The organism is Roseburia sp. MSJ-14 (assembly GCF_018918225.1).
Classification (GTDB): domain Bacteria; phylum Bacillota; class Clostridia; order Lachnospirales; family Lachnospiraceae; genus Petralouisia.
Genome location: NZ_JAHLQD010000056.1, coordinates 148895 through 172861, shown reverse-complemented (window position 1 = coordinate 172861; position 23967 = coordinate 148895). Strand labels below are relative to the sequence as shown.

Annotated in this window: 23 protein-coding genes; 13 read left to right on the top strand and 10 right to left on the bottom strand. The window is 38.8% G+C overall.

All coding sequences use genetic code 11. From position 1 onward, the window contains the following. Positions 1–11 precede the first annotated feature (11 nt). From KQI83_RS16405 to KQI83_RS16390, 4 genes are all read left to right on the top strand, one after another. Positions 12–899 (top strand): carbohydrate ABC transporter permease, encoded by an 888-nt coding sequence (locus KQI83_RS16405; protein ID WP_216560331.1) that lies wholly within the window; start codon positions 12–14, stop codon positions 897–899. Next, positions 896–1741 carry a sugar ABC transporter permease gene (locus KQI83_RS16400; RefSeq protein ID WP_216560328.1) on the top strand — a complete coding sequence of 282 codons (846 nt, stop codon included), beginning with the start codon at positions 896–898 and terminating at the stop codon, positions 1739–1741. The genes KQI83_RS16405 and KQI83_RS16400 overlap by 4 nt, the downstream gene beginning before the upstream one ends. 12 nt (positions 1742–1753) lie before the next feature. Next, positions 1754–3481 (top strand): glycoside hydrolase family 13 protein, encoded by a 1728-nt coding sequence (locus KQI83_RS16395; RefSeq protein WP_216560325.1) that lies wholly within the window; start codon positions 1754–1756, stop codon positions 3479–3481. Positions 3482–3658: 177 nt separating this feature from the next. Continuing rightward, complete coding sequence (locus tag KQI83_RS16390; protein ID WP_216560322.1) at positions 3659–4618, top strand: L-lactate dehydrogenase; 960 nt, start codon at positions 3659–3661, stop codon at positions 4616–4618. On the opposite strand, the gene KQI83_RS16385 is transcribed toward KQI83_RS16390, so the two are convergent. Continuing rightward, positions 4619–5914 carry an MATE family efflux transporter gene (locus KQI83_RS16385; protein WP_216560319.1) on the bottom strand — a complete coding sequence of 432 codons (1296 nt, stop codon included), beginning with the start codon at positions 5912–5914 and terminating at the stop codon, positions 4619–4621. It lies immediately after the preceding gene. A 114-nt stretch (positions 5915–6028) separates the two neighbouring features. On the opposite strand from KQI83_RS16385, the gene KQI83_RS16380 reads away from it, so the two are divergent. Beyond that, a complete protein-coding gene (locus KQI83_RS16380; protein WP_216560316.1) occupies positions 6029–6784 on the top strand; it encodes a MerR family transcriptional regulator in 756 nt (251 codons plus the stop codon). Here KQI83_RS16380 and KQI83_RS16375 read toward each other — a convergent pair. Continuing rightward, entirely contained in the window at positions 6778–7482 is a 705-nt protein-coding gene (locus KQI83_RS16375) for a FadR/GntR family transcriptional regulator (RefSeq protein ID WP_216560313.1), read from the bottom strand. The two genes, KQI83_RS16380 and KQI83_RS16375, sit on opposite strands and share 7 nt — an antisense overlap. Positions 7483–7720: 238 nt before the next feature. Here KQI83_RS16375 and KQI83_RS16370 point away from each other — a divergent pair, with 238 nt between their 5' ends. From KQI83_RS16370 to KQI83_RS16355, 4 genes are all read left to right on the top strand, one after another. After that, a complete protein-coding gene (locus KQI83_RS16370; RefSeq protein ID WP_216560310.1) occupies positions 7721–8707 on the top strand; it encodes a DUF5692 family protein in 987 nt (328 codons plus the stop codon). A gap of 112 nt (positions 8708–8819) precedes the next feature. Then, entirely contained in the window at positions 8820–9491 is a 672-nt protein-coding gene (hypB, locus tag KQI83_RS16365; RefSeq protein ID WP_216560307.1) for a hydrogenase nickel incorporation protein HypB, read from the top strand. A 20-nt stretch (positions 9492–9511) separates the two neighbouring features. Beyond that, positions 9512–12253 carry an FAD-dependent oxidoreductase gene (locus KQI83_RS16360; RefSeq protein ID WP_253295683.1) on the top strand — a complete coding sequence of 914 codons (2742 nt, stop codon included), beginning with the start codon at positions 9512–9514 and terminating at the stop codon, positions 12251–12253. 15 nt (positions 12254–12268) lie between these two features. Next, complete coding sequence (locus tag KQI83_RS16355) at positions 12269–12610, top strand: hydrogenase maturation nickel metallochaperone HypA/HybF (RefSeq protein ID WP_216560304.1); 342 nt, start codon at positions 12269–12271, stop codon at positions 12608–12610. Here the strand turns inward: KQI83_RS16355 and KQI83_RS16350 are convergent. The 8 genes from KQI83_RS16350 to ymfI form a co-directional block, all read right to left on the bottom strand. Next, positions 12607–13521 (bottom strand): glycosyltransferase family 2 protein, encoded by a 915-nt coding sequence (locus KQI83_RS16350; RefSeq protein ID WP_216560300.1) that lies wholly within the window; start codon positions 13519–13521, stop codon positions 12607–12609. The two genes, KQI83_RS16355 and KQI83_RS16350, sit on opposite strands and share 4 nt — an antisense overlap. Further along, positions 13514–13924 (bottom strand): GtrA family protein, encoded by a 411-nt coding sequence (locus tag KQI83_RS16345; protein ID WP_216560297.1) that lies wholly within the window; start codon positions 13922–13924, stop codon positions 13514–13516. The genes KQI83_RS16350 and KQI83_RS16345 overlap by 8 nt, the downstream gene beginning before the upstream one ends. Beyond that, positions 13921–16389 carry a YfhO family protein gene (locus tag KQI83_RS16340; RefSeq protein ID WP_216560294.1) on the bottom strand — a complete coding sequence of 823 codons (2469 nt, stop codon included), beginning with the start codon at positions 16387–16389 and terminating at the stop codon, positions 13921–13923. Before KQI83_RS16340 ends, KQI83_RS16345 begins: the two co-directional genes overlap by 4 nt. 334 nt (positions 16390–16723) lie before the next feature. Continuing rightward, positions 16724–17227 carry a transcription elongation factor GreA gene (gene greA / locus KQI83_RS16335; RefSeq protein WP_216560291.1) on the bottom strand — a complete coding sequence of 168 codons (504 nt, stop codon included), beginning with the start codon at positions 17225–17227 and terminating at the stop codon, positions 16724–16726. A 12-nt stretch (positions 17228–17239) separates the two neighbouring features. Beyond that, positions 17240–17566 carry a metal-sensing transcriptional repressor gene (locus KQI83_RS16330; protein WP_216560285.1) on the bottom strand — a complete coding sequence of 109 codons (327 nt, stop codon included), beginning with the start codon at positions 17564–17566 and terminating at the stop codon, positions 17240–17242. A 109-nt stretch (positions 17567–17675) separates the two neighbouring features. Further along, positions 17676–18026: a helix-turn-helix domain-containing protein gene (locus KQI83_RS16325; protein WP_216560282.1), complete on the bottom strand. Its 351-nt coding sequence runs from the start codon at positions 18024–18026 to the stop codon at positions 17676–17678. A 108-nt stretch (positions 18027–18134) separates the two neighbouring features. Further along, the gene (locus tag KQI83_RS16320) at positions 18135–18491 is read right to left on the bottom strand and encodes a helix-turn-helix domain-containing protein (protein WP_216560279.1); all 357 of its coding nucleotides are present in this window, start codon (positions 18489–18491) and stop codon (positions 18135–18137) included. Between the two features lie 226 nt (positions 18492–18717). Next, the gene (ymfI, locus tag KQI83_RS16315) at positions 18718–19452 is read right to left on the bottom strand and encodes an elongation factor P 5-aminopentanone reductase (protein WP_216560276.1); all 735 of its coding nucleotides are present in this window, start codon (positions 19450–19452) and stop codon (positions 18718–18720) included. 173 nt (positions 19453–19625) lie between these two features. Here ymfI and hpf point away from each other — a divergent pair, with 173 nt between their 5' ends. From hpf to KQI83_RS16295, 4 genes are all read left to right on the top strand, one after another. Further along, on the top strand, positions 19626–20153 hold the full coding sequence (gene hpf, locus KQI83_RS16310; protein WP_216560273.1) for a ribosome hibernation-promoting factor, HPF/YfiA family: 528 nt from the start codon (positions 19626–19628) through the stop codon (positions 20151–20153). Positions 20154–20334: 181 nt separating this feature from the next. Continuing rightward, on the top strand, positions 20335–21387 hold the full coding sequence (locus tag KQI83_RS16305; protein ID WP_216560270.1) for a D-alanine--D-alanine ligase family protein: 1053 nt from the start codon (positions 20335–20337) through the stop codon (positions 21385–21387). A 33-nt stretch (positions 21388–21420) separates the two neighbouring features. Continuing rightward, positions 21421–22809, top strand: coding sequence for a UDP-N-acetylmuramoyl-tripeptide--D-alanyl-D-alanine ligase (locus KQI83_RS16300; protein WP_216560267.1), 1389 nt, complete (start codon positions 21421–21423; stop codon positions 22807–22809). Positions 22810–22932: 123 nt separating this feature from the next. Then, entirely contained in the window at positions 22933–23958 is a 1026-nt protein-coding gene (locus KQI83_RS16295) for a branched-chain amino acid aminotransferase (protein ID WP_216560264.1), read from the top strand. Positions 23959–23967 lie beyond the last annotated feature (9 nt).

The following is a 23967-nucleotide window of genomic DNA, read 5'->3' as shown; positions in this document are numbered from 1 at the left end:
TGATGTAACAGATGAAAAGAAAGAAGAAAGCAGCATGGCTGTATTTGACACCAGCACTAATTTTAATTGGGCTTATCATTGTATTTCCGATTTTGTATACCGGATATATTTCTCTCACCAATATGAACTTGTTTCATTGGAATAATTACAGCTTTGTGGGATTGGAAAATTATAAAAGAGCATTTGCAAAGGCTGATTCCGGCTTTTTGGCGGCCATAGGAGTAACCCTCCTGTGGACGCTGGTAAACATGGTGTTGCAGGTGGTAATTGCCTACTTTATAGCACTTGGTCTGAATGTAAAAGGATTGAAAGCAAATCGCGTATACAAGACTTTGTTGATGTTTCCATGGGCAATGCCAGCCTATGTATCCATTTTGCTATGGCGAGTTTGCATGTATAATACAGAGTTTGGACTTTTGAATCAGATTTTGGAAAAACTGGGATTGGAAAAGTTGAACTATTTATCTTCTAATGTTCCGGCATTCGTTTCTTGTACCATATTAAATTTGTGGATGGCACTGCCTTTTATGATTATGATGATTGATGGTGCATTACAGAGTGTGGATAGAAGTTTTTATGAGAGTGCAAGATTAGATGGAGCAGGATTTTGGAAGCGAAATATATACATTACCATTCCATGTATTAAACCGATTTTAGCCCCGGCAGTAGTGATGACAACATTTACGACATTTAAGCAGTTTGATATTGTATATTTGCTCACGATGCAAAAGGGAGCACTGTCAGGAGCATCCTTACAGACGATTATTACATATGCACATCAAAATGCATTTGTATCTAACAATTACGGATTGTCTTCAGCAGTATCTATGTTGATATTTGTGCTGATTATTATTTTTTCCTTGTATACAAATAGAGGACTGAAGGAGGAGAACCAATGAAGCAGAAAAAAGTAAAAAATACCTTGAAGCTTACCGTACTGAATGTCATTTTTATTCTTATCTGCCTGATTTGTCTGGTGCCGATTCTTTATGCCCTTTCTTTGTCCTTTAGTGGAAGTAGTAGTGCATTGTCTTCGGACTTTCATTTAATACCGCAGGATTTTACATGGAAAAATTATCAGGCAGTTTTTACAGAAAAACCATTTTTAATATGGTTAAAAAATTCTGTGATTTTAAGTATCGGAACCATGGTAATTGCTATGGGATTTGCAGTGACAGCAGCATATGCAGTTTCACGTTATCGATTTAAGGGAAGACATGGGTTAATGATGACATTGTTAATGTTAAATGCATTTCCACAGATATTGTCCATGTTTGCAATCTTTCGACTATTTAAGACTATGAATTTGTTAAACTCCAGAACCGGGTTGATATTGGTATATGCAGGCTCTATGTGTATTTTTGCCATATGGAATATGAAAGGATACTTTGATACTATTCCGGAAGAAATTGAAGAGGCAGCGAAAATAGATGGTGCCGGAGATGCTCGCATTATGGCAAAAATCGTACTTCCTCTGGCAAGACCTGCAATTATCGTAACAGCCGTTATGGTATTGATTTTCGTATGGAATGAATATTTATTTGCGACAACTTTTATGTTGAAGGAAGAAAGTTATACGTTGGCAGGAGGCTTGTATCAGCTTCAGGCAAGCGATTATAGCAGGAGCTGGCCATTATTTACGGCAGCAGCCGTTATGGTATCGGTGCCAATTTTGATTATTTTCTTCTGTATACAAAAATATATGGTATCAGGGCTTACCGCAGGTGGTGTAAAAGGCTAACAAGGAGGAATTATGCAGTTACAGGCAGTTTTACATGTCCCATTGTCAAACTATGCCTTTGCAGCGAATGAGAAGTGTTTAGTAATACGACTTAGAACCGCAAAGGATGATATAGAAACATGTTGGTTGTACTATGGAGATCGGGTATGCGAAAAAGACCCGATTGATGTGACAAAAATAAAAATGAAAAAAATTGCTTCCGATGAGTTGTTTGATTACTATGAAGCAGTGATAGAAGATAACTATACCAGAGTGTGTTACTACTTTGGATTAGAAGATGGAAAAAACCACATTTTTTACAGTGGATATGGGTTTAGTGAAGAAATGAAATGCTCCAGGACCCAGTATTTTCAGTTTCCCTATATCCGAAGAGAGGATATTCCTAAGATCCCGGATTGGGCGAAAGAAATGGTGATGTATCATATTTTTCCAGACAGCTTTGCAACAGAAAAAAATGCCATATCAGGAAAGGAACGTTGCATTGAAAAAGAGGGAAAGGTTTATAAAAGCCATCAAGGTGGAACGTTGAAAGGAATATTGGATTCTGTGGATTATATAGCAGAACTTGGAGTAAATTGTGTATATCTCAATCCGATTTTTGCAGCAGAGTCTTATCATAAATATGATACAATTGATTATTTTCGGATAGACCCATGTTTTGGAACATTGGAAGAGTTTAAGGAATTAGTGAAAACATTTCATGAAAAGGGAATTCGCATTATATTAGATGGTGTATTTAACCACTGTGGAGCTGGATTTTTTGCCTTTCAGGATGTGTTAGAAAATGGAATAAATTCACCCTACAAAGACTGGTTTTATCAAATGGAATTTCCGGTACATTTTGAAAGACCACTGAATTATGAAGCATTTGCCTATGTAAAGGAAATGCCAAAGCTTAATACAGGAAATCCACAAGTGGTAGAGTATTTCAAAAAAGTTGGTACCTGGTGGATAAAGGAGACAGGAATTGACGGTTGGAGACTGGACGTGGCAAATGAAATTAACCATGATTTTTGGCGAGAATTTCGGAAGGCAGTTCGTGAAGTGAAGCCGGATGCCATATTGATTGGAGAAATTTGGGAAGATTCTGAGGTGTGGTTACTGGGAGATCAATTTGATTCTACTATGAACTATACATTTTCCTATATTTGTCGTGAATTTTTTGCAGAACACAGTATTTCCCTAAGAGAGTTTGATGAAAAAATCAATCGAATGATTTTGCGTTATTCCATGCCGGTTAGTTTGGCGCAGATGAATTTTTTAGATACGCATGATGTACCAAGATTTTTATCGTATTGCAAAAATGGAGAGAGGGATTTGAGACAGGCAGTGTTTTTTATGATGATGTGTGTGGGAATTCCTTCTGTATTTTATGGTGATGAACAGTTGATTACCGGAGTAACAGAACCGGAGTATCGAAAGCCTATGCCATGGGAAAATAGGAATCTGTCTATGGAAGCATTTTTTAAAAAATGGATTAAGATACGAAGAAAATTCCCGGCGTTACAAGAAGGTAGTTATGAGACAGCAGTGGTAGAAGAAAAAAGTGGAATTTATGGATTTTACCGTAGTACAAAGGGGCAACGGCTATTGGTTATTATAAATACCGGTATCAGACCTCAGACCATAACATTACCGGAAAAGTTTCAAACATATTTAGATATTGAGACAGGAATAAAATGTGAAAAAAAAGAAATAATAATACCAGAAGGTACGGGAAAAGTATTTGAGGCTATTTAGAAAGCCCTTGACAGAAAAAAGAAACGTGCCTATAATGAGTATGTTTTAGCGAAGGTGCTTTATTTGTGCCTTCGCTTTTTTTCAATAGGAAATTGCGTCCTATTGTATAAAAAGCGCTCCACTAAGGAAACGCAGTATAAGTGTAATACAGTAAAAAAGCAGAAAGGGATTGGTATTATGAAAATCACAAAAAGAAAAGTTGCAATTGTTGGATGTGGGTTGGTAGGAAGCAGCACGGCATTTAGTCTCGTTACTCAGGGTGTATGCGATGAAGTAATGATGATTGATATAAATAAAGAACGAGCATACGGTGAGATGTTGGATTTAAAGGATAGCATTGAATATCTGAATCGTAATGTAATGGTTTGCACAGGAGATTATAAGGACTGTGGAGATATGGATATTGTAGTGATTACAGCGGGGGCACCACCAAAACAGGGACAGACCAGACTGGATACACTGGAATTATCAGCAAAGATTTGCAAGTCCATTGTAGAGCCCATTATGGAAAGCGGATTTGATGGTATCTTTATTGTAATTTCTAATCCGGTAGATATGATTGCACATTATGTTTATAAGTTATCAGGACTTCCGAAAAATCAGGTAATTGGAACAGGAACTGCTATTGACTCCGCAAGACTGCAAAATTACATTGCGCAGTTGGTAAATGTAGATCCAAGAAGTGTACATGCTTATTCTATGGGAGAACATGGAGATTCTCAGATGGTGCCATGGTCGACGGTAACCGTAGGAGGCAAGCCTTTCTATGATGTAATTGCGGATAATAAAGAAACGATTGGTGAGGTAGATTTAGACGATTTGGTCTATAAGACATCCCAAAAAGGTTGGGAGATTCTAAATCGAAAGGGAACTACTTACTATGGAATTGCAACTGCCTGTGTAGGTGTGATTAAGGCAATCTTAAATGATGAAAACTGCATTATTCCGGTATCGACACTGTTGGAAGGAGAATATGGAGAAACAGACGTATATGCCGGAGTACCGGTGGTTTTAAATCGAAGTGGCGCATATGATGTATTAGAGATTCATATGACTCCGGGAGAACTGGCAAGATTCAAAGAATCTACCAGTGTCATCCGAGAGTATACAAAGAAAATTATGGAGTATGATATCTAATCAGGCATTTGCAGATAATTCTTTTTGGGTATGCAGGCGGAATACAATTCCTACAATTACCAGTATCAGCTGAACGGTAGGCATGGTATACCATACCCCATTTAAGCCAAGGAAAAGTGGCAACACAAAAATAAAGGTTATGGTAAGAACAACTTCACCGTACACCATAATGGAAGATAAGGTAGTGCGGTTGGTTGCATAAAGGTAAGAAACGGTACTTTTCGTAAAACCATACATGAGCATAACGATACCAAAGGCAGGTGCTGCCTGTGCGATGACCATTGCCGTTGCTTTAGAGGTTCCGTAAATTACAGGAATAACATCTCGAAACAGGTAAATAAAGGTACCGCCTACAATACCGAAAGAAAATGCCAATAGGAATGTCCAACGGGCATAAGTACGCAGGGAACGATAATCTTTCTTTCCACAGTCATAACTTAATAGTGGCTGGCTTCCGTCACTGATGCCCTGAATTACCAGTTCCAAAAAGGAAAGGACATAAGCAAGTACGGCATAGGCACTGACAGCTTCTGTTCCGCCATATTTTAAAGTTTGCAGATTCATAAACAGAATGGTCACTGCCGGCAGATAAGTAAGCCCAAATGGGGAAATTCCGATTTTTATAATAGATTTCCAATAATGGTCCGGCTTCAAATAGGAAAGAGGAATTCGGTGTTCCTTTTTCAAGTGGAAATATAGGCAAAATAAAAGTGTTACCAATTGTCCGCATACAGTTGCAACAGCAGCACCTTTAAGTCCAAGTCTCAGTTGGAAAATAAAGAGCCAGTCCAGAAAAATATTTGTGCAACATCCGGCAGTCATGGCAAACATGGCAAAAAAGGAAGCACCCAGATTACGCATAATCGGAAGTGTTCCGGTAGCAAATACCTGAATGAAGCAGCCTGCAAGACAATAGTGAAGGTAATCCATACCAAAGGTAAGGACTTCGCCATCCGCACCAAGTAATTTCAAAAGCGGTTCTCCGAAAAAGAACAAAATTCCAAACAGCATAAGTCCTGCAAGAAGAAGCATGGTAATTCCGGTACCTTCTGCTTTTTTTGCATTCTCATCTTTTCCGGCACCAAGATTTAAGGACATCAGCACAGAGGTTCCCATACCGATTCCGGTTCCAAGAGCAGCCATCGGGGCAATAAGCGGCCATACGATATTAATGGCAGCAAGTCCATTATCTCCGATTGCATTTCCAACGAAAATCCCATCTATTACAGAGTAAATTCCGGTTAACAGAAAAGAACACATAGAGGGAAAAATATATTGTAAAAATTTTTTCTTCATAAAACTACCTCCTAACATGCAAGGACTATTGTAAAGGTTAAAGTTGCTTGAATGTCAAGAAAAGAGTATGATAAATAATAGAAAATAAAAAAGAGCAGATAAAAAGGAGAAGAGATGAAGGAATATTATAATATAAAAGAGGTGGCACGATTGTTGCAAATACCAACATCCACCTTACGCTATTGGGATGATGAAGGAGTTATCCATGCAGAACGAGATGGAGAAAATAATTATCGGAAATTCTCATTATCCAATATTATAGAGTTAAGTATGGTTTCCTTTTATCGTAATATTGGGATTCCTATTCGAGATTTGAAACAGATTCTTAAATCGGAAAGAGAATTGCAAAGAAATCTGTTAGACCAGGAAGAAAAGAGAATTGAGCTTCAGATACAAAATATGTATCGACAGCAGGAACGAATCAGGAAACAAAAGAGATTGTTACAGGAAGTAGAAAAGCTAAATCAGAAAACGATAGGAAAAGGGAAGCCTGCATTTCAAAAGGTAGTTGCCTTTGAACGGGAAAATCCCAGACACTGGCAATACATGGTAGAAGAACCGGAGCGATTTATGTTGTTTTTAGATGGAAAGTGCTTAGAAAATGTAGAATATGCAGTTGGCATGAACAAAGAGGAGAACAGCGAAAATCAGCAAGTTTTGTGGACAAGAGCAGAGGAAGAACCATATATGGAAAGTTTGTTAATCGTTGAAAATCAGGATGAAAAAAATAACAATGTGGCACAACTATTAGAAGTGCTACAAGGAAAGGGCAATCATCCGAAAGTGGCAATTGCCCAATATTTAAGTTCCGAATGGGAGAAAAAGGGAATAGATTACTATAAAGTATGGTTTGAAGCAAAAAATCAATAATAAATATTCAGCCGTCCCGAAATACTTTCTTCCATGGAGTGCGCAATCCAGTCAGAAACACCTTCCACATCCCGATTTCTCAGATAGTTCCAATGCCGATAGGTATTTTCATATAGGAGGCGAATACCGTGTAGAGAGCAAAAACGTCTCCATAATTCCAGAACAGGAACCTTAAAAGAATGAAAAATCAAAGGAATCAAACTGTTTCCGGAAAGGATAGCCAGTGTATGTTGAAAAGAAAAGGCAGCATTGGCAGCCTCATCATAGGTTTCTGCACTGAGAATCAGCTTTACTTTTTCATGCAGTAAATCCAGATCTTCCGCAGAAGCACGTTCAATACAAAGGCGGGAAGCCAGCGTGTCAAGGGCGACCCGCACCTCTAAAATAGAACGGATTTCATCGTCCTTTAATCTTCCACCATTATAATTCATAATAGAAATCAGTGTTTCAATATTTCCGTTTTTTCGATAATCCGCAACAAAGGTACCGACACGGGGACGAATGATTAAAAATCCTTTTCGTTCCAAGTCGGCAATCCCACTGTTTACAACAGCACGGCTCACCTGCATAGCCTGAGCCAGTTCTCTTTCCGGTGGCAGTTTTTCTCCAATTTTCAAATTACCGGATAAAATCATGTGCTCTAATTGCTGAACAAAAAGTTCACGCAAGGAGGGCGCACTTATTTTTGTAAATTCCATAATTTAATAAGACCTCCATGACTGTGGTATGACCACATACCAGACTTGTAATTATGTATATTATATTGTAAAAACAACCTAAAATCAAGAGTAAAATACGGCAAATATATAGAATATATACAAAAAATGTTGACTTTTAGTACTAAGATGTTAAAATGATGATAAAAGTAACTCTGTTAATAATTTATTGGTATTACCAATAAAAACGAAGGAAAAAGGAAAAGGAGAGAGTAGAGTTATGTTTAGTTTTAATTATGACGCAGGTGCATCCGCAGTCACAGTTTGGCTTGTTTGGATTGCCGTATTTGTATCACTATTTGTTTTAAATGAAATATCAAGACGTAATAAGTATTGTGGTTTTGCATGTTTCATCGTGTTACCTGTTGTATTGTCTATTTTATGGTTCACCGCATTAGGCGATACCGCATATCATGACTGGTTCCATTTAGCAAAGGTATATTCCGCAACCGCAGGATGTATTGGTTTCTGGTGTATTCGTTTTGTGGGCGGAAAACGTTCTGACGGTACCCGGTGGAGACTGGCTGATAACAAAATAGCCCTTTGTTTCCCACCATTGATTCTTGCAATTAATATTTGTGAAGCAGTTGCAAGAGACTTCCAGGTTGGAAATCTTTACAATGGTGTATTGACCAGAGTAGAAGAGAACAATCAGGTTCAGAACTTAATCGGTGGTTCCTGGAACTATATGAATGGAATTGCCGGAATCTTAAATATCCTTACCATTACAGGATGGCTTGGCATCTGCATCCGTAAGAAAACAGATAAGGATAAGAGTCAGGATATGTTATGGCCGGATATGTTATGGTTTTGGATTGTAGCATATGATATTTGGAATTTTGCATATACCTACAACTGTTTGCCGGATCATGCATGGTACTGTGGATTCGCATTATTATTAGCACCAACTGTATGTGCATTTACAGTAGGAAAAGGTGCATGGTTACAGCACAGAGCACACACCCTTGCATTATGGTGTATGTTCGCGCAGACATTCCCATCTTTTATTGATGAAGGAAAATTTGCAGTACAGTCTACACACAATGAAACAGCATTGTTTGTAGTAAGTCTTTTAGCATTAATTGCAAACGTACTTGTATTCGTATACATGGTTTATAAGGTAGTAAAAGCAAAGAGATTACCATATGGTAAAGATTTGTATACAGACTTAGCAAAGTATAAAGAAGTAAAAGAACTTGCAGAATAAGTAATACATAACAAGTAAACAAATAAGATGAAAAGAGGGAGTGCATCATGGAAAGGCGTAAGCTAGTGTTGCACTCCCTTTCTTCTACCATGATATATAAAGGAGAATGCGTATGAGCGAATTTAGAATTTTGGAAATTAAACAAAGTGTTTTTGCAGATAACGATAAGCAGGCAGAGGAATTAAGAAAGGAATTGAAAAAAGAAAAAACCTTCTTACTGAACTTAATGTCCTCTCCCGGTTCCGGTAAGACTACCACATTAACAAAAACCATAGCAGCATTAAAGGATGAAATGAAAATCGGTGTTATGGAGGCAGATATTGATTCTGATGTAGATGCGCATACCATTTCAGAAACCGGTGCAAAAGTAATTCAGCTTCATACCGGTGGAATGTGCCATTTGGATGCAGACATGACAAAGCAGGGAATTTTAGGACTTGGAACGGAAGAAATTGATCTTGCAATTTTAGAAAATGTAGGAAATCTGGTCTGTCCCGCTGAATTTGATACGGGTTCCTCAAAAAACGCGATGATATTAAGTGTACCGGAAGGTGATGACAAACCTTTGAAATATCCATTGATGTTTACCATTTGTGATGTTTTGCTGGTAAATAAAATTGATGTAATGGAATATTTTGATTTCGACTTAAAAGCCTGTGAAGAACGTGCGAAAAAATTAAATCCAAACATCAAGGTAATTCCGATTTCTGCAAAAACAGGAGAAGGAATCGAAGAGTGGGCACAATGGCTCCGGGAACAAGTAAAAGAATGGAAGGAAGATTAAGAGCGTAAAGGAGGAATAGAATGAAAGACTTAACCAAAATGTATTTTCCGGATTGGTATAAATGCGAATATAAACAAAAAGTATTAGATCTGGCAAATCATATCGGAAGAAAAAAGCCGGGTTCTAAGGGAGCATATCAATGGGATGATCCGGAATATGTTATCTTAGAAGCAGGTGTAGATGATGAAATGGCAGAAGTAGGTATGGGACTTGGAATCAGCAAGAAGCGTACCGTAAAAGAAATTGCAGCCATTGTAAATAAACCGGAAGATTATTGTTTCGAGCAGTTGAAAAAGTTAGCAGTCTATGGAGTCTGTTTCTGGAACACCATTGACGGTGAAGAGGTATTCTGGGCAGAGACATGGATTCCGGGTACTATGGAGATGATTGTAAATAATTCCGAAAACTGTAAGAAATATCCAATCATCGGCTATGCAATGGAAGCATACGGACGTGTGCGTGGACCAAAGAGTTCCGGTGCATTTCCACCGGGAGTAGGTTTGATGCGTGTTATTCCAATCGAAACTGCTATTGAAGGAAATACACGCAGAGCTTCTTATGAAGAAGTTTCTAAGTATTTAAATGAAAATGACATTTTTACCGTAACCGATTGTTCCTGTCGTACTGACCGTGAATTAATGGGAGAAGGCTGTGGACATTTGAAGGAAGATATGTGTATTCAGATGGGACATGCAGCAGAATACTACATAAAAACCGGAAGAGGTCGTCAGATTACCAGAGAAGAAGCGTTTGAAATCATTAAAAGAGCAGAAGAAAACGGTTTGATGCACCAGATTCCAAATATTGATGGTTCCGGAAAAACACATGCAATCTGTAACTGCTGTGGTTGTGGATGTCTGTCTCTTCGTACCGCAGAAATGTTTAAAAACAATGATATGGTACGTTCCAACTATGTAGCAAGAGTTGATAAAGAAAAATGTGTAGCATGTGGACAGTGTGTAGAAAACTGCCCGGTAAATGCATTGAAATTAGGACAGAAGTTATGTTCTTCTAAACCGGTAACAGAAAATATTACTACCAAAGTAACCCCAAGAGATACTGTATGGACAGAAGAACATTGGAATCCGGATTATCGTATCAATCGTGAAGATGTAGTAGAAACCGGTACAGCACCATGTAAAACAAACTGTCCGGCACATATCGGTGTTCAGGGATACATTAAGTTAGCATCTCAGGGAAAATACAAAGAAGCATTGGAATTAATCAAGTATGAAAATCCATTGCCGGCAGTCTGCGGACGTATTTGTAATCGTCGTTGTGAAGACGCATGTACCAGAGGGGATGTAGATGAACCAATCGCAATTGATGAAATTAAGAAGTTTATTGCACAGCAGGAGTTAGACCCACAGAACCGCATTATTCCGAAAAAACGTCATAATTACAGCGACAAAAAAGTTGCCATTATCGGAGCAGGTCCGGCAGGTCTTTCCTGTGCTTACTATTTGGCATTAGACGGTTACAGTATCACTGTTTTTGAAAAAGAGCAAAAACTTGGCGGTATGCTTACCATGGGAATTCCGGCTTTCCGTTTGGAAAAAGATGTAGTTCAGGCTGAAATTGATATTATCAAGGCAATGGGCGTAGAGTTTAAGACAGGCGTAGAAGTTGGGAAAGACGTTACTTTAGAAGAACTTCGTGCACAGGGATATAAGGCATTTTATATGGCAATCGGTGCACAGGGCGGCAGAAAAGTTGGGATTGAAGGAGAAGATTCCCAAGGCGTTATGAGCGGAATTGAATTCCTTCGCATGATAAATCAGGATGAAAACAAGAAGGTTCAGGGCAAAGTAGTTGTAGTAGGTGGAGGAAACGTTGCAATTGACGTATCCCGTACTGCGGTGCGTGCCGGAGCAGAGACTGTAATGCAGTGTTGTCTGGAAAGTCGTCAGCAGATGCCGGCTGCTTTAGAAGAAATTGAAGAAGCAGAAGAAGAAAACATTGTAATTAATAACGGATGGGGACCAAAACGTATTCTTTCCGAAAACGGTAAGGTAACCGGAATTGAATTTAAAAAATGTGTTTCTGTATTTGATGAAAACGGAAGATTCAATCCACAGTATGATGAAAATGATGTGATGGTTGTAGCGGCAGATTGTGTACTTCTCTCCATTGGACAGTCTATCCAGTGGGGTGGATTATTAGAAGGAACCAAGGCAGTTACCAGACCAAACGGAACCATTGAAGCAGATGGATTCACTTATCAGACCGCAGAACCGGATATTTTTGCAGGCGGAGATGCTTATAGTGGACCAAGATTTGCCATTGATGCCATTGCAGCAGGAAAACAGGCAGCAATTTCCATTCACCGTTTTGTACAGCCGGGACAGAGTCTTGTATATGGCCGTGACCGTCGTCAGTACAAAGAACTGGACAAAGAGGCAGCGGTATTAGAAGGATTTGATAATACGCCACGTCAGCGTCCGGAGCAGGTAAAGAGCAATCAGAAGGCAGCAGAATCCTTCCGCGACCTGAGAGGTACTTTTACAGAAGAGCAGATGAAAAAAGAAACAGAACGTTGTCTGGGCTGCGGAGCAACGGTTGTAGACGATTACATGTGTGTAGGTTGCGGACAGTGTACTACAAAGTGTAAATTCGATGCAATTCATCTGGAACGTGTTTACGATGGACAGGGAGTACAGTTCTTAGATATGAAACCGGTAATCGTAAAACAGATGGTAAAACGTCAGGGTAAAATAGCAATCAAGAAAGTAAAGAAGGTATTTTCCAAAGAAGAAGCATAAAGGCAGGTGAACCCAATGCATGAACTTGGAGTAGTTATAGAAGTAGTAAATGTAGTAGAAAAGTTTGCCAGGGAAAATGAGGTAGAAGAAATTGATACCGTGGTACTTCAGATTGGCGAACTGTCCTCCATGATTCCAAAATATATTCGGGAGGTCTATCCGGCAGCAGTTGACGGAACCCTCCTAGAGGGTTCCAAGCTGGAAATTGAAATACTAACAGCGAATGGCAGATGCCAGGCATGTGGAACAGTTTTTCCTCTGGTAAAAAACGAAGGAGTTTGTCCCACATGTGGTAGTAGCGATTGCGAAATGTTGTGCGGAAGAGAGTTTTATATCAAAGAGATTCGGTGTTTCTAGTTAGAAGAGCTTTCTTCCCGTACAATATAAATAGGTCGCTTTTTATTTTCCAGATAATCTTTGGAAAGGTATTCCCCAAGGATAAATACCATAAGCATCTGAAGGCTGCTTAGAAATACCACAATAGCAGTTACAATCAGCCAGGTTCTCGGATGAAAAATAGCAGTCACTCCAAGACAGGCAGAAATCAATAAAAACAACAATCCAAGAATTCCGGATAGTTTTAACGGAGCGGTGGAAAAGGAAAGGATTCCGTCAAAGGCGTAAGAAAACAGGCTTTTGATGTTCCATTTTGTTTTTCCGGCCGCTCTTTCTACGTTATGAAATTCCAACCATTTTGTTTCAAAACCAACAAAGGAAAAGATTCCCTTGGTATAGCGGTTATATTCTTTCATTTCCAAAATGGCATTTGTCATTTTTCGGTTCATCATACGGAAGTCGCCCGCACCATCGCTCATATTCATATGAGTAAGTTTTTGAATAACACGATAAAAACTTTTCGATAAAAAGCTGCGTAAAACACCGTCTCCTTCTCTTCCTACACGTTTTCCGGCACAACAGTCATAGCCCTCTTGAGAAACAGCATGGTACATATCCGGCAACAGTTTCGGAGGATGTTGTAAGTCTGCATCCATGAGAACACAGTAATCACCGGTTGCTTCAGTAAGACCTGCATACATAGCAGCTTCTTTTCCAAAGTTTCTGGAAAAAGAAATATATTTGCAGTGTGCATCCTGATAGGATAAAAGGCGGAGAATGTCTAAGGTATGGTCACGACTTCCGTCATCAATAAAAACAAACTCATAAGAAGCATCAGAAATGGTGTTTACCACTTTACGGGTTTCCTGATAGAAGTCGGGAAGTACCTCTTCCTCATTAAAACAAGGGACAATAATACTGATTTTATTCATGGTGTAGGGCTCCTTTCACGAAAATATGACATTTACAAATCACATAATTTCCAATAACAGTTACAACGCTTACAGTTAATTTTGAAAACATTGGTGCAAAGTGTAACTGCTGAATCAGGCAAAACAGCAGAAAATTTTCTAATAATAACGTAAGAAAACGCATGGAGACAAAAGAGAGTGCCTCCTGCAATATGCCATTCTCAGAATGAAATACCATGTTACGATTAACGACATAAGCAAAAGCAACTGCAAAAATCCATGCAATCGTGTTAGCCACCAGATAGTTCCAATGAAAATACAATAGTGCTATGTAGACAATGTAGTTGACAGCAGTGGTAGCAGCTCCGGTAATTCCATAGCGGAGAAGCTCTAAAAAAGAATCTTTTTTCAAAAAATATTTCATAATGTATTCCTCTTTTCTTTTGCAAAAGTGATAAAAAATAGTAAGATACTTAAAATGCTTATAAAAATGCCAATTCGTTTCCAGGGTGGGGCGAAAAGGAGTGTGATGTGATGACTTCCCTTTGCCAATGGGAATCCCACAAACCCTTCGTTGACATTATGGACAGCAACCTGCTTTCCGTCCACATATGCCTGATAGCCGGTGCGATAAGGAAGAGAGGTTACAAAGTATCCATCTTTTTCTAAAGTTGCAGTTCCTTTTAAAATGGCATTCCCTATTCGGGAGTCAGCAGAAAAAGGAGTAATACTGCCATTTCCAATAGCATCTGGGTCAGCCACAAATACATGGATATTGGAAATAGAAAAACTTCCTTTAGAATAAGTGACTTTTAGTTTTTTTAATCCATCTGCTTTGGACAAAATATAAGTAAAACGATGGTTGTCATTGGGATAAGGAGCAGAATTTCCCGATAACTTATTTCGAGTGCCATTAATATCCATGGTGATTTCATTTCCTTTTGGAGATTCCACATCAAAGGAAAGAATTAATATCTTGTTTTGGTAGGCAGAATCCACAGGGATTGTCACCGAAGACTCTTTTTTAAAAGAAAAGGAATAAGTATCTTCCCAGGTCTGTCCTAAGGCAGTAATACCGCCAGAGATGTCAGGTTCGCCGAGGGAGTCAGAGCCTTTCGGAACAGAGTCTTTCGGGACAATGGTATCATTTGTCAAAGCCATTAAGTTATAAGGAAAAGTTAGTTGCTGGTAACTGTCATTGCTCATCAAAGCAGTACTGGTATAAGCAATGGGAAGTACGTTTTTATTTTCCCCAATCACTGCATCTGCATTGGAAAAAATCTTTTCATAACCAATAGGCAGATAATCGGACTTGGTCTGGACATAGCGAATCCCCATGAGATAAGAAAAAAAAGGATTCGCATCCGTCATTAATGCTACACGATTTCGAATACGGATGGGGTTGTTGACCGCGTTGTAAAAATAATCGGCATAGGTGCGGTTTGTTACCGAAGAGTACAGATTAGTACTTCCCATATCATCGGTAGCCGTCAGGTTCACGGTTGCAAAAGGGGTAGTCAGATAATTAAAACGATAATTCACGTCCAAATGTAAGTCTGCCAGCGTTTCCTTAGAAACAAGTTCCTGACGGTTGTCCTTTGCTGCGATGTAAGTCTCACTTTTATTAACGGTAAGAAATACCAAAATAGGAAAAACAGCAAACAGCAAATAGCAGAAAATGGATGCCTTTGGTGCGTGTCGTTGAAATAGATAACAGACCAAAAATCCCACAGACATAATAAAAAAGTCTAAAACCACAACCTTTGGATAGGAATGGAAGAAAACAGGAATCAGACAGCAACTAAGTAACAACAGATTGTGTTTGATTTTCTTCTCATATAATTCCTCAAGAGTATGTACACAAAGGAAAAGAAGTAGCGGAACCAGAGGAATCAACACTTTATAGCGAATATACAAAAATCCACTTAAGGTATATGGAATGATATTGAGAATCAGACATAAAAGTAATACAATCCCAAGGACGCGTGTGGACTTGCGGCGAATACTTAAAAATAGTGTGTACAAACAAATCAGTGTAAGACCACAGCTATATCCACTATAAAGCAGAGAGTTCATGGAAAGGTTACCGGAGAAAAGCTCCATCAATGTAACACCATTGCCGGAACCGCTGCGATTGGATAAAAGGTCAATTCCGGTAGGCAGGAGCAAAACAGCAGCCATACCAATGGATAAAAGAACAGAGCCGCAAAATTCCATAAACTGTTTCAAAAAAGTTTTGCTTTTCCATGGCTTTCCGCAGCGAGAATAGCAGTACAAAAAGTACAACAGGCATACAAACAAGGCAGAAACGGAAAAGTAAAAGCTATGTAGATATAATAAAAATAACGAAAAAATCAATAAGATATGTTTTCCTTTTTCAATCATACGGTCAATTCCAAGCAAAGCCAGAAACAAAAAGGGAAGATAATTAACAAACATAATCTGGTGATGTGCCTGATAGGTAAATCCGCCACAGCTAAAGAGCAGTGCACCGAGAAAAGCAAAAAAAGGTGCAAATACATGGCGTTTGAGCCAAATATAGCAAAGGTTGATGGCAACAATCATTTCCAAAACAGCATAAGAAGAAATGATGTATTTCATGGAAATGTCAGGGAATAAAAAGGACAGTAAAACATCCGGGCGCAAAAGCCCATAATAAGAAATGTCATAAATACTACTGCCGCTGCCCAGGAGCGTATAATCCGGCAGAATACGTCCTGTTTTATAGAAAATCTGGCGAAATTGTTCAGCCAGAGCTACATGTTGACTAAACCAGTCACCTTCGGAACCGTAAATGCAACCAAAGGGAACGGTAAGAAGTAACAGAATTGTAAAAATAATTGTTAGTACCAAGGGATAAAAGCCTTTGGTATGAACGAACTTTTTCATAAGTATCTCCTCCAAGGATAGATTTATCAGCAGTTAGGAGTATAGCAGTTATTTCTTAAAAACTTGTATAAGGAAATCTAAAGAATTCTTAAGAAAGAGAAAAAAATTTTTTAAATATGTTATATTTAGAATATTAGAATTGGAATTAGAAAATAGAATTTAATCATATGCGGCATGACTTGCACGCAAAAGAGCCTACTCAGCGGGCACTTTGTTTTATGCAATAGGAAATTGTGTCCTACTGCATAAAAAAATGCTCCGCGAAGGATGGACACCTCGCGGAGATAAAATTAGTTGTTGTTCTATTTAGTCATTGTTCTACCGACAGTAAAGATTAATACCCACGAATCGCGTCGTGGCTATCGTCTGTAGTATTTTCAATTTTGCGAATAACAATGTAGTAGCTGTAACTGTCATTTACCGCAACCTCTACACGATCCCCTACTTTTTTTCCTAAAATCGCTTTCCCGATAGGAGATTCCGTACTGATAAGGTGTTTCATGGAGTTGCCGCGAATGGAAGTAACCAGACGAAATACCTGTTCCTCGTCATCCTCTTCAAAATAGACAGTTACGGTATTATTAATGCCAACTTCATCTTCCTTAGAAACATCAGAGACAATTTCCGCCGTTTTTAACATTCGTTCCAAATAGCGAATACGACTTTCGTTTTTATTTTTGTCCTTTTTGGCAGCGTGGTATTCAAAGTTTTCACTTAAATCACCGTGGGCGCGTGCCTCCTTGACTGCTTCAATGGCTTCCTTACGAACCACCAGTTTACGATGTTCAATTTCTTCCTGAATTTTTTTGACGTCACTTTCGGTTAATTGTTCCCTCATAATAGACTCCTTTTATTTTACAAATTTTTCAATAGCATCTTTTAAATCTTCTAAAGCTTTTTTATCATCGTGTTCTACTGCATCTACAATACAGTGTGAGATGTGGTCTTCTAAAATAATTTTTCCGATATTATTGATAGCAGAGCGAACTGCGGCAATTTGAATCAAAACCTCACTACAGTCCCTGCCGTCTTCAACCATGCGTTTTACTGCCTCCATGTGCCCGATAGCACGAGACATGCGGTTTAGAACCATCTGGGTATTTTCGTGTGGGTGTGAATGGGTATGAGTGTGAGTATGCTCATGCTGCGAAGCCTGTTCTGTTTTTTTATCTGCCATAAGAAACCTCCGTATCAAAATATAAATTTTGGGAAATTTACAATTCGTTTATAAAATATGCATTTTATTATACACAAAAAAAGCCAAAAAGGCAAACAATCAAACAATATCATTTGGAAGGTTTGAGAGATTTATCATCTACTTTCTGGTAAAACATTGCCTGTTCAATTAAAAGTTCCTGACGTTCCGGAAGAAGTGCACGATACAGACGAATCAGAGTTCCTTCTGCGCTGTTTAGAGATGACGGAATAGGCTTTTTCTCGTCCGTAAGACCTAAAAGATAATCCGTGGTGACATCAAAATAATGAGCAAGACGAATCAAGGTATGAAAGTCCGGCTCACGGTGATTATTTACATAACCATTTAAAGTGGTGGCAGCAATATGAAGTTCTGTGGAAAGTTGTTTTTGCGTAATATTGTTTTCCTCTATGAGATTTTCAAGGCGGACACTGAAATTCATAAAACGACCTCTCTTTTGCAATATTTAGATAGCTGTATTTTACTAAAAGTATTGCCTAAAAAAAGAGAAAATACGCATAACGAGTACGAAAATACGCAATATGAAAGATTATTTTTTCTTTGAAGAGGAATCTAAATCCTGATTGTAGTAAATATGAGCCTGTTTTAACAGGTAACCTTGCTCTTTAGGGTTCAGTGCACGATAAATGCTGACTAAGTCGCCTTCGTTCTCATCATAGTCATCCGGAGTAGAAGAAAGGGAACGCAGGTTGGTAATGCCTAAAAGATAATCCGTAGAAACCTCAAAATAGTCTGCCAGCTCAATTAATGTGCTAAAATCAGGTTCACGATTTCTGCGCAGATAACCATTCAAGGTAGAAGCTGCAATATGTAAATCGCTGGCTAATTGTTTTTGACTAATATTTCGTTCTTCCAATAAATTTTCTAAGCGGGTGCCAAAATTCATATAATACCCCTTTCGCATCCTTTGTTTAGTATCGTAGGCTTAGAGATATTTTACTTGGAAAATTATGACATTCCATGAAAATGCGCAAAATGCATATGGGATTCACGAACGCGAACTATAAGAAACCTGTTTTGCGCATTTCACTCCTTATGGCAGTGCCTCATAAATGCTCATGGAAGCATGGCATTTTCATCGTTACCTGTGGAAATAAAACGGCAGGCAAAAATTATTGCCAGCCGCCGTCTAAAGTAAGAATCTGCCCGGTGAGATAAGAGGTAGAAGTAAGTAAAGAAAAGGCGAGATTAGCCACTTCTTCCGGGGTACCAAAACGTCCTGCGGGGATTTCGTCACAAAGTGCAGCACGTTCTTCCTGGGAAAAACATTGGTTCATTCTGGTATCAATAGCTCCGCAGGCAATGGCATTGACTGCAATACCACTGGGGGCTAATTCCTTGGCAAGTGCTTTGGTTAGAGAATTTACACCGCCTTTAGAAGCAGAGTAGGCAACCTCACAGGAAGCACCGACTGTTCCCCAGACAGAAGAAATATTTAAGATATGACCGGATTTTGCATGTACCATATCCGGAATAGTGTGTTTGCAACAGCAAAAAACAGAAGTGAGATTGGTCTGGATGACCCGATTCCACTCCTCCAGTGTCATATCCGAAAGGAGTCCGATGTGAGAAATTCCTGCATTATTAATAAGAGCAGTAATCGGTCCCAGTTCCTGATGAATCTGTTGGATGGCAGATGCAATAAAGGCTTCTTTGCCCACATCCCCGATAAGTGTTAAACAGGGAATATGAAATTGTTCTCGTAATTCCCAAGCCAGTGATTCTAATTCCTCCTTGGAAGAGTTACAATTTATGGCAAGTGACCAGCCTTCGGAGGCCAGTTTTTTTGCAATGGCACGTCCGATTCCATGGGAAGCACCGGTAATAAAAGCAATTTGTTGTTTCATAAAACACCTCGTAATATATGATAATCAATGGTTATAGTATTTGTGAAAAAACCTCAGATAAAAAAAGAATATCATAAAAAGAAAAAAAAGGAAATGTTGTATTCATTTTAGAAATATGCTATAATAAATTCAGACAATAACATGTCGAATAAACGGTAAAGGGGTTGGGCATCATGCGTATAACCATCAGCGGAAGAAACATTGAAATTACACCAGGCTTAAGAGAAGCGGTGGAGGAGAAGTTATCAAAACTGGAGCGTTATTTTACTCCTGAAACAGACGTCATTGTAACCTTGAGTGTAGAAAAAGAACGCCAGAAGATTGAAGTTACCATTCCGGTAAAAGGAAATATTATTCGTTCCGAGCAGGTAAGCAATGATATGTATGTTTCCATTGACCTTGTAGAAGAGGTAATTGAGAGACAGCTGAAAAAATATAAGAATAAGATTGTAGATCAGAAGCAGGCAGCAGCGAACTTCCAGAAAGAGTACATCGAGAAGGAAGTTGAAGATGATGACGAGATTAAGATTATCCGTAGCAAACGTTTTGGTATGAAACCGATGTATCCGGAAGATGCTTGTGTACAGATGGAATTATTAGGACATAACTTCTTTGTATTCCAGAATGCAGAAACAGATGAAGTAAACGTAGTATACAAGAGAAAAGGAAATACCTACGGACTGATTGAACCGGAATTTTAAAGTGAATATGGAATCATTAAGGGATATCGCAACAGCGGTATCCCTTTTGCAGTTCTAAGAAGAAAGTAAATAAAAAGTGTTGTACTGTTGTAAAAAGTGCTGAAATCTTTTCTAAGTTCTTGTCACACTACATAAAATGGTATAATATGAACACGATTATATAAACCTAGGAGGTTCTAAAATGGATATAGTAGTATTAGCTGGAGGCTTAAGTACAGAAAGAGATGTCTCTTTTGTGACAGGAAATATGGTAAGTAAAGCATTGAGAAAAAATGGACATAGAGTCATTTTACTGGATGTTTTTATGGGATATAGTGACAAGGCAGAAGATTTGAATGGAATTTTTGGACGTTCCGAAGAGGTAAGCGTAGAAGTAACAGGAATTCCAACCACAGCACCGGATTTAGAGATGGTAAAGAAGAGTAGAAAAGACCAGTCCGACTGCTTTTTCGGTCCAAATGTAATTGATCTTTGCCGTATGGCAGATATTGTATTCATGGCATTACATGGAGAAAACGGAGAAAACGGTAAGATTCAGGCAGCATTTGATTTATTTGGAATTAAATATACAGGAACAGGATATTTAAGCAGTGCGCTTGCCATGGATAAGGGACTTTCCAAGCGTCTGTTTCAGGCAAATGGAATTCCGACACCGGCAGGTATTTCTATGAAAAAAGAAAATTGCGAGCGTGATTTCAAAAAGACCGGATTGACTCTGCCTTGCGTTGTAAAACCATGTTGCGGCGGTTCCAGTATCGGAGTGTCGATTGTACGAACAGAAGAAGAGTACAATCAGGCATTGGAAGAAGCTTTCCATTGGGAAGAGGAAGTAGTCATTGAAGATTATGTAGAAGGAAGAGAGTTTTCCGTTGGCGTTATTGATTTTAAAGCACTTCCGATTATTGAGATAGCACCAATTCAGGGATTTTATGATTATAAGAATAAATACGCAGCAGGTAGTGCAGTAGAGACTTGTCCGGCAGAACTTCCGGAAGAAGTTACCAAGGAAATGCAGCATTATGCAGAAGAAGTGGCAAAAGTATTGGGATTAAATACTTATTCCCGTATGGACTTTTTATTAAATAAGGAAAATAAAATGTTCTGTTTAGAGGCAAACACCCTTCCGGGAATGACACCAACCAGTTTGCTGCCACAGGAGGCACAGGCTGTAGGGGTAGGATTTGAAGAACTTTGTGAGAAGTTAATTGAGATTTCCCTTAAGAAATATAAATAATTGACACAGTCAATAAGAGTAAGAGGTAGCGTTATGAAAAACATGACATTGGAAAATATCGCAAAGGCGTGTGGCGGAACCTATATGGGAAGTGAAGAAGAACGCAAGACAGAGATAAAGGGAGCCGTAACCGATAGCCGTCAGGTGGAAGAGGGATATCTGTTCATTCCCATAAAAGGTGCAAGGGTAGATGGACATGACTTTATTCCAAAGGTAATGGAACAAGGTGCAGCAGCCACTTTATCCGAAAAAGAATTAACAGATTGCAAGAAACCGTATATTTTGGTGAAGTCCAGCGAACAGGCGTTAAAAGATATTGCAGAGTTTTATCGGGAACAGCTTACTATCCCAATCGTTGGAATTACCGGAAGTGTGGGAAAAACCAGCACCAAGGAAATGATTGCCTCTGTGTTATCACAGAAGTTTAAGGTATTAAAGACTGCCGGAAACTTTAATAATGAAATCGGATTACCATTGACCTTGCTTCGGATTCGTGAAGAACACGAAGTAGCAGTTGTGGAAATGGGAATTTCTGATTTCGGTGAAATGCATCGTCTGGCAAAGATGGCAAAACCGGACGTTTGTGTTATGACGAATATCGGAATCTGCCATTTAGAGAACTTGAAAACCCGAGATGGCATTTTAAAAGCCAAAAGTGAAATTTTTGATTTCTTAAAACCAGGCGGACATATTATATTGAATGGCTGCGATGATAAATTATCTACTATTGAACAGGTAAAGGGCGTAGCTCCGGTGTTTTATGCAATCGATGGAGAAGCGCAGAAAGACAAAGTAGACATTGTTGCTTCTCAGATAGAAAATTTAGGATTAAAGGGAATGAATACCAAGATTCATACTCCACAGGGAGACATTGCAGTGCATATTCCAATCCCGGGAAGGCATAATATCTATAATGTCATGGCTGCAACCGGTGTAGGAATGGCATTGGGACTTACCTTAGCAGAAATCAAAGCCGGAATTGAGAGTGTGGAAACCATTGGCGGAAGAACCAATCTCTTAGATATCAATGGCATGGTGGTAATTGATGACTGTTATAATGCCAATCCGGTATCTATGCGGGCATCCATTGATGTGTTGAAAAACGGACTTGCAAGAAAGATTGCGGTACTTGGTGATATGGGAGAACTTGGAGAAAATGAAAAACAGCTTCACTATGAAGTAGGACAGTATGTGGCAGAAAATGAGATTGATGTACTGTTTTGCGCAGGAATACTTTCCGAAGAAATGGCAAAGGGCGCACAGGAAAAGGGCGGCTGCAAGGTATTTTATTTTAAAACCAGAGAGGAAATGTTGCCGGAATTATTGACTTACTTGGCACCGGAAGATACGGTTTTAGTGAAAGCGTCTCATTTTATGGAATATCCAAAGATTGTAGAAGCAATTAAAAATTGTAAAAAATAAGAAATTAATACTAGACAAATGCGCTTTAGAGGAATAAAATAAGATAAACGAATGGTACGATAGAAAACTATAACTCTAGGTTATAGCATCTATTATATGAGGAAATGAATGGAGGATGCTATTATGGAAAAAAAGGATTTGGACTGGTCTAATCTTGGATTTGGTTACATGAAGACTGACAAGAGATATGTATCATATTATAAAGATGGTGCATGGGATGACGGAGCGTTGATTGAAGACGCAAACATTGTATTGAATGAATGTGCAGGAGTATTCCAGTATGCACAGACTGTATTCGAAGGATTAAAGGCATATACCACAGAGGATGGTCATATTGTTACTTTCCGTCCGGACTTAAATGCAAGCCGTCTTGCTGATTCTGCAAGAAGACTGGAAATGCCGGTATTTCCGGAGGAACGTTTTGTGGAAGCTGTTCAGAAGGTGGTTGAAGCCAATGCAGCATATGTTCCACCATATGGTTCTGGAGCAACTTTGTATATTCGTCCTTATATGATGGGAACAAACTCTGTAATCGGAGTAAAACCAGCAACAGAATATCAGTTTAGAATTTTTGTTACTCCGGTTGGACCATACTTCAAGGGTGGCGCAAAGCCAATTACAATTCGTGTAAGTGATTTTGACCGTGCAGCACCACACGGAACAGGTAACATCAAGGCCGGATTGAACTATGCAATGAGCCTTCATGCAATTGTTACAGCACATGAAGATGGATTTGATGAGAACATGTACTTAGATCCGGGAACCAGAACTAAGGTAGAAGAAACAGGTGGAGCAAACTTCATTTTCATTACCAAAGATGGAAAGTTAGTTACACCAAAGTCTGATTCTATTTTACCATCTATTACACGTCGTTCTATTATGTATGTTGCAGAACATTACTTGGGAATGGAAGTAGAACACAGAGAAGTATACTTTGATGAAGTAAAAGATTTTGCAGAAGCAGGACTTTGCGGAACCGCAGCAGTTATTTCTCCTATCGGTAAAATTGTAGACCATGGTAAGGAAATCCTTATCCCAAGTGGAATGGATGACATGGGACCAATCACCAAGAAGTTATATGATACTTTAACAGGAATCCAGATGGGACATATTGAAGCTCCAGAAGGATGGATTAAGAAAATTCTGTAATAGGGATTA

Bases quoted from the DNA above. Each gene is read 5' to 3' on its own strand.
- KQI83_RS16320 (WP_216560279.1), bottom strand. From the start codon at position 18,491: ATGAATTTTGGCACCCGCTTAGAAAATTTATTGGAAGAACGAAATATT.
- greA (WP_216560291.1), bottom strand. From the start codon at position 17,227: ATGAGGGAACAATTAACCGAAAGTGACGTCAAAAAAATTCAGGAAGAA.
- KQI83_RS16340 (WP_216560294.1), bottom strand. From the start codon at position 16,389: ATGAAAAAGTTCGTTCATACCAAAGGCTTTTATCCCTTGGTACTAACA.
- ymfI (WP_216560276.1), bottom strand. From the start codon at position 19,452: ATGAAACAACAAATTGCTTTTATTACCGGTGCTTCCCATGGAATCGGA.
- KQI83_RS16400 (WP_216560328.1), top strand. From the start codon at position 896: ATGAAGCAGAAAAAAGTAAAAAATACCTTGAAGCTTACCGTACTGAAT.
- KQI83_RS16345 (WP_216560297.1), bottom strand. From the start codon at position 13,924: ATGAAATATTTTTTGAAAAAAGATTCTTTTTTAGAGCTTCTCCGCTAT.
- KQI83_RS16405 (WP_216560331.1), top strand. From the start codon at position 12: ATGAAAAGAAAGAAGAAAGCAGCATGGCTGTATTTGACACCAGCACTA.
- KQI83_RS16395 (WP_216560325.1), top strand. From the start codon at position 1,754: ATGCAGTTACAGGCAGTTTTACATGTCCCATTGTCAAACTATGCCTTT.
- KQI83_RS16325 (WP_216560282.1), bottom strand. From the start codon at position 18,026: ATGAATTTCAGTGTCCGCCTTGAAAATCTCATAGAGGAAAACAATATT.
- KQI83_RS16385 (WP_216560319.1), bottom strand. From the start codon at position 5,914: ATGAAGAAAAAATTTTTACAATATATTTTTCCCTCTATGTGTTCTTTT.
- hypB (WP_216560307.1), top strand. From the start codon at position 8,820: ATGAGCGAATTTAGAATTTTGGAAATTAAACAAAGTGTTTTTGCAGAT.
- KQI83_RS16375 (WP_216560313.1), bottom strand. From the start codon at position 7,482: ATGGAATTTACAAAAATAAGTGCGCCCTCCTTGCGTGAACTTTTTGTT.
- KQI83_RS16300 (WP_216560267.1), top strand. From the start codon at position 21,421: ATGAAAAACATGACATTGGAAAATATCGCAAAGGCGTGTGGCGGAACC.
- KQI83_RS16305 (WP_216560270.1), top strand. From the start codon at position 20,335: ATGGATATAGTAGTATTAGCTGGAGGCTTAAGTACAGAAAGAGATGTC.
- hpf (WP_216560273.1), top strand. From the start codon at position 19,626: ATGCGTATAACCATCAGCGGAAGAAACATTGAAATTACACCAGGCTTA.
- KQI83_RS16355 (WP_216560304.1), top strand. From the start codon at position 12,269: ATGCATGAACTTGGAGTAGTTATAGAAGTAGTAAATGTAGTAGAAAAG.
- KQI83_RS16350 (WP_216560300.1), bottom strand. From the start codon at position 13,521: ATGAATAAAATCAGTATTATTGTCCCTTGTTTTAATGAGGAAGAGGTA.
- KQI83_RS16390 (WP_216560322.1), top strand. From the start codon at position 3,659: ATGAAAATCACAAAAAGAAAAGTTGCAATTGTTGGATGTGGGTTGGTA.
- KQI83_RS16380 (WP_216560316.1), top strand. From the start codon at position 6,029: ATGAAGGAATATTATAATATAAAAGAGGTGGCACGATTGTTGCAAATA.
- KQI83_RS16295 (WP_216560264.1), top strand. From the start codon at position 22,933: ATGGAAAAAAAGGATTTGGACTGGTCTAATCTTGGATTTGGTTACATG.
- KQI83_RS16330 (WP_216560285.1), bottom strand. From the start codon at position 17,566: ATGGCAGATAAAAAAACAGAACAGGCTTCGCAGCATGAGCATACTCAC.
- KQI83_RS16370 (WP_216560310.1), top strand. From the start codon at position 7,721: ATGTTTAGTTTTAATTATGACGCAGGTGCATCCGCAGTCACAGTTTGG.
- KQI83_RS16360 (WP_253295683.1), top strand. From the start codon at position 9,512: ATGAAAGACTTAACCAAAATGTATTTTCCGGATTGGTATAAATGCGAA.